Origin of the sequence: Streptococcus sp. 1559, from assembly GCF_013276735.1 — a bacterium.
Taxonomy (GTDB): Bacteria; Bacillota; Bacilli; order Lactobacillales; family Streptococcaceae; genus Streptococcus; species Streptococcus pseudopneumoniae.
In genome coordinates, this window is the sequence record NZ_VMLO01000057.1 from 1 (window position 1) to 5,219 (window position 5,219).

Consider the following 5,219-nt stretch of genomic DNA (forward strand, 5'->3'; position numbering starts at 1 on the left):
ATTAGATGGATGGACACCCGATTCCTTAGCTAAACGATACATCGACCAGCCTTTTATTTTTAATTGTTTTTCAATTTTATCCCACATCAAAAAACACCATATGTTGTGCTTTTCAAGCACACTAAATCCTTTGGGCGGTTACGTTGTATCTACAGGAATGTTTTGACGCTCCAAGTATTGCGGTGTGACGATAAGGACATTGCCATTCGGGTTGTAATCGTGCCATTCTGTAGAGGTTATAAAGTTTTTGGAGGAAGCCATGCCATTTTGCAAAGTACGGTCAATTAACTGGTGTCTAGATAAGAAAGCCTTTTGTTCTGAAACAGCCAGATCCATCAATTGATACCAAGTTCTGAGTTTCCTTTGAGCTTGTTCATCAAAACCAGGACTCGTTCCTTCACGGCTGATTGATAGGGTAATCAGTTGCCTTTCCTGGCTCCAAGCCTCTTGTCCAATCCGATGCTGTTGCCAGGCTTGGGAATACTTTAAGCTACTCCCTATTCCCAGCGTTACAATAATAATCGCTAATAGTTGACCGATTAAAATCAAACTAATGATTCCTCTGACAGGCACTTGCCCTTTTATAATCTGCATCAGGTGTATCTTTTTTATCCCAACTGCGAAGAGTTGAGCGAAAAACAGGGAGATCGACAACAAGATGAGATTATAACTGAGCAAGCCTTCTCCTATGGTCATTAGGGATTGCGTTGGAAGCGACAGAATTTTTTGCATAAGAATGGCGAGCAAGCCAGCTAAACTGAAACCAACAGCTATCCCTTTCAAATCCTCACCAACTGGTCTAAGGAAAATGGACCACCGTTTCTCTCCTGAAATGAGGCGAATGCCCGACGACCGTAATTGGCTAATTTGACTAATTAAAGTCAGTGCTACAAAGGTTAAGATGAAAATCAATAGACTGATTAACTGAAATCCGTTACTAAAGATAGCCATTAACGTAGATAGTTTAGATGGAATTGTCAGGTGCATGTTAGTCAAGCCAAGTTGACTTAGCTCCTCCCTTAGCAAGTGAATATCTAGGTGTCCACCGAATACAAAATAGTTTGTTTCAACACTACTACTTTGAGCATCTTCTAGTTTTTTTCCTGAAGCCCATCAGGCAACTTTCCGTCCCCAAAGGTCGTATAAGAAAAAACTGTAGTACCTTCTGAGTTAGGATCTTGGTGTTGAATCGCAATAAAGCTATCCGTTTCTTCTGCTAGTTTTTCCAAGCGTGTAGCAATATGCTGAAAAGTTGTTTCAGGGGAAGAATCACGTACAACAACGTTGGGGTAGTAACGGGAGACATATGTATCAGTCCAAATGGTAAATACCCAAACAAAGAACAAACTAGCAAGCAGGTTGGATATGAGTATAAATAATTTTTTCATAGTGCATTCCTTATTCTAAAACAGAGGGCAGAAATACCCCTGCCCTCTATAAACTAACAAGCTTACTAAACTATTGATAGAAGTAACCGTATCAAGTGCTAATAATGGTTGAGTTAATTTACAAGAACTGACTCCAGTGAAATAATCCTATCACATTGCCGTGCTTGCTCCATGTTATGCGTAACAACCAAAATTGTTTTACTAAATTGATCTCTCAAAGTTCGAATCAAATCGAATGCTTTTTGAGACATTTCAGGATCTAACGATCCGGTTGGTTCATCTGCTAGGACAATATCTCCGGGCTTTAAAATAGCTCTCACAATCGCAATTCTCTGCTGTTCACCTCCCGATAATTCATTGACTTTACTATTTAACCGATTTTGTAGACCAACAAATTCTAGCGTTTCCTTGATTCTCTGCTCTTTCTCCTGTCTAGAGAAATTCGAAAAAGTCATGGCAAGCATCAGGTTATCTTTCACACTAGATGTAGAAATGAGTGCATTGGATTGAAAAAGATAGTTGATGACATTCCTTCGATAATGAACTGCTGATTGCGAATTTACCTTAGGCAAAACTTTTCCGTTGATTAGGATTTTACCACTGTCAACAGTATCCAATAGTCCAATCATATTGAGGATAGTCGATTTTCCAGAACCAGAAGGTCCTACTAAAGCTACAAATTCATTTTCCTCAATATCAAAGCTTAAGTCTTTGAAAATTTCTCTTGAACCAAATTGTTTTGATACATTTTGTACTGAAATTCTAGACATGAGATTACTCCTTAAATGATTGTATGATACTCTCTCCTTCTTTACGGAACAAACTGAAGTAAAGAAGCATTATCTGAAAAGCAAATGTAGCTAGTGTCATGACTATTCCCAACTTAGAACCCACCAAGATAGAAACGATTAGTTCCATCACAGAAAAACTAATAATGAGAGAAAGCACACCAATATATCTTTTCCATGGTGAGAATCCCATAAAGTATTGGACATACAATTTTTCTTCAAATAACAAGCGGTACATTAAGACAAAACTCCAGAAAATAGCCATCATCGTAATGATGATAATCGCTATGATCGTGCCGAAAAGATAAAATGTATAACTCAGATCTTTTTGAAGACCATTGATAAAGTTCTTGACAGTTGTAAAACTCAACCGATTATCCATTAAATCTGGAAATTCTGTTTCTAAAACGGACACTACCTGTTCCATCGTTTCCCTATCACGAATCTTCAAAAGACCATTATAGCCACTGACAACTAAGTTTGCCGACTCCATGAAATATAAATTCTCTGGTGTTGAGACAAAAATAACTGGATTCTCACTAGTTGTACCATAAGAAATAGAATCTGACCAAGTAAATATTGGTCGAGACGGTTGGTAAATCTTGAACATAAATTTCTGATTTTCTGTGAAATTAGTTTGTAAATCTCCCGGTTTTACAGTGACACTTTCCTGTAAATACGCCTTCATCACCTCAAGTTCTTCTGTATTGAGCGTGTTAGGTAGAAGATAAAGTCGAGTACCATTCCTCATCTCTAGCAACTCTTCATCACTTAGGGGAATACCTAGGTCTTGCAGGTAATTATAGGAGAATTTCAAATACCAAAATGGTTTTTTAGGGACATGCTGGTATGTCCCATAGACTGCATCAAGGGACTCCTGATTAAGAAATTGTCCTTTGGCAATATAGACACCTGGAAGCTCAGATATACGCTGGTAAAAGTTATACATAGTATGCTCAAGGGAATTTGTAGTTCCTGCATATGTACCTACATCATCTCCCTCAACAAAACTGGATATAACGTACATATCTTCAACATTCTTCCACTCTCTAGATACTTTCATATTATCAATAAACTGATTCATTGGAGCATCTAAAGAGTAACTGACTGCGATTAACAAACCAGCTACCAAGGTATAGAATAACAAGCAGGTTACCATTAAAGGCTTCATTGGTAATCGTTTATGAATGGCGGCTAATGGAGAAACCGAATAAACAATAATCGTTGGAATAATGAATATCAATAGTAGCAACAAGATTGAGAGGCTGACTCCAGCAAAAACTAGAATAAACGATGATAAACCAAAACTAGACCAGCCTGACAACAACCAACTACATAAAGAGATAATTGGAATAATGTAGATTGAAAATAGTAGAGAATTTTTGAAAAAAGCAGACCATAATTCTTTTCTATCCCATCCTAAAAGAATCAATGTTCCGAAATGTTTAAAGGATTGAAGAACACAGATTAAGAATAGAATCAGTAAAATGAAGGCATTTACTAAGATGCTGATAGCAAGTATTATTCCCCAAATTCCCTGATCAGTACTACTTCCAAAACTTTCTTTTGTCAAATCCTCAACAGAAATACCTGACATCTTTGAAAGATGCAACAGAAAGTTATCTCTTGAGACAGCATCGTGGAGACCATTGATATGGTATATCCCATTGATCGTATTAGTGTTTTGAAAAGTATAATCTAATCGTTCAATGACTACAGGTGTGCTAAATAATAAATCTGGAAGCTCGTAAAGCATATTATTTGAGCCTTTGTCAAGTCCAATAGTCATACTATTATCACTATGAGATAATAAATCTGCAAATTGTTGTTGTGAGACTACTATTTTACCCGTACTTTCAAAATCTGAAAAACCAGCAGAGCTGCCAAGGATGTCTATATAAATCCTATTTAGACCTTCTCCTGTATCACTACTTTCAGAACGTTTTGTCCATATGGACAAGTCACTCTGTTCTAAAAAATAATTAAATACATCTTGTGATTGCTCTTCTGTTAACTTCTGAAGATAAACTGTTACAGTTTCGGAATGATGATTATAACTCTGCCATGACTGTTGATACTGTAAACCTGCTAAAAAAATTGCCACCAGAGCAAGTAAGACACTCTGGATGGCAATCAAAAACAGGATTAAGTATTTCATTTTACCTAATAACATGTTTTTGTATGTCATAGGTACTTACCTACAATTCCAGTAACATTCAGCTGTAGCAGTTCCGATGAATTTAGAAACACGTGCTTCTACTCCAGGTGATTGCCAGCCTGAGAATGCCCCGTTAGCAGTTGCTGAGTGTTCGTAAACACTAGACTGAACATTTGAATAGCTCCAAAGGCCAGCAGTACGACCATAATCCCAATAAACTGCAGTACCTTTATACCAAACTGTTGCAGCTGAAACAATCGAACCACCTGCACCAGCTAAAGTCAGTGCAAGTAAAGATGTTGTAATTATTTTTTTTATGCTTTTCTTCATCGTAAAGCCCTCATTTCTTTCACTTAAAATCTAACAATAACAATGACTGCATTTAGAAATATCAACAAATCATACCCTAGTACATCGGAATCCCTTCTTTCTAATTAAAAATTAGATAAAACAGAAATACTATATAGTTAATAGTATTTTCATCATTTAATCAACTAATCAGCCTTCCCAACATCAAGACCATTGGACTTCTTTTGCGATTGCACTCGAATCTCCAATTGTTTATTCTTCTGAATAAACTGTTGGTAAGGAATTGTATTACTAAACATAAAAACACCTAGCAATGCAAATGTAACTAATTTTTTAATTCCACGTTTTTTTCTCATGCAATGAAACCCCTTTCTTTTTTTATTCTAACAGATATATTTTATTTAGTCAAGTGTTTTTATGTAATTTTTAACTTTTTTTTTTGTTTATTACCATAAAGAATTATTTATTCCTTTAACTTGCTATTTTGAACTAAAAATTTTATAATGAAATTAAGCAAATAGGAAGGTTTATTATTTTTAATGAATACACTCGCAGAAAAATTCAGATTGAAAAGAA

At 36.0% G+C, this 5,219-nt stretch carries 5 protein-coding genes and 1 pseudogene; all 6 read right to left on the minus strand.

Features of this window, described 5'->3' with window-relative positions; translation table 11 throughout:
• Positions 1-141: 141 nt before the first annotated feature.
• A pseudogene (locus HT688_RS12175) lies at positions 142-951 on the minus strand (bacteriocin-associated integral membrane family protein); the annotation flags it as partial.
• 140 nt (positions 952-1,091) lie between these two features.
• Positions 1,092-1,388 (minus strand): hypothetical protein, encoded by a 297-nt coding sequence (locus HT688_RS12180; RefSeq protein WP_007284909.1) that lies wholly within the window; start codon positions 1,386-1,388, stop codon positions 1,092-1,094.
• A 113-nt stretch (positions 1,389-1,501) separates the two neighbouring features.
• Complete coding sequence (locus HT688_RS07835; RefSeq protein WP_050208512.1) at positions 1,502-2,158, minus strand: ATP-binding cassette domain-containing protein; 657 nt, start codon at positions 2,156-2,158, stop codon at positions 1,502-1,504.
• A gap of 4 nt (positions 2,159-2,162) precedes the next feature.
• Positions 2,163-4,364, minus strand: a complete 2,202-nt coding sequence (locus HT688_RS07840; protein ID WP_172923691.1) for a bacteriocin-associated integral membrane family protein — start codon at positions 4,362-4,364, stop codon at positions 2,163-2,165.
• A gap of 6 nt (positions 4,365-4,370) precedes the next feature.
• Positions 4,371-4,664: a hypothetical protein gene (locus HT688_RS07845; RefSeq protein WP_000748217.1), complete on the minus strand. Its 294-nt coding sequence runs from the start codon at positions 4,662-4,664 to the stop codon at positions 4,371-4,373.
• Between the two features lie 164 nt (positions 4,665-4,828).
• A complete protein-coding gene (locus tag HT688_RS12040) occupies positions 4,829-4,999 on the minus strand; it encodes a PhrA family quorum-sensing system peptide (RefSeq protein ID WP_001227862.1) in 171 nt (56 codons plus the stop codon).
• Between the last annotated feature and the right edge of the window lie 220 nt (positions 5,000-5,219).

Coding starts and splice junctions, on each gene's coding strand:
- HT688_RS12180 (WP_007284909.1), bottom strand. CDS start 1,388: ATGAAAAAATTATTTATACTCATATCCAACCTGCTTGCTAGTTTGTTC.
- HT688_RS07835 (WP_050208512.1), bottom strand. CDS start 2,158: ATGTCTAGAATTTCAGTACAAAATGTATCAAAACAATTTGGTTCAAGA.
- HT688_RS07840 (WP_172923691.1), bottom strand. CDS start 4,364: ATGACATACAAAAACATGTTATTAGGTAAAATGAAATACTTAATCCTG.
- HT688_RS07845 (WP_000748217.1), bottom strand. CDS start 4,664: ATGAAGAAAAGCATAAAAAAAATAATTACAACATCTTTACTTGCACTG.
- HT688_RS12040 (WP_001227862.1), bottom strand. CDS start 4,999: ATGAGAAAAAAACGTGGAATTAAAAAATTAGTTACATTTGCATTGCTA.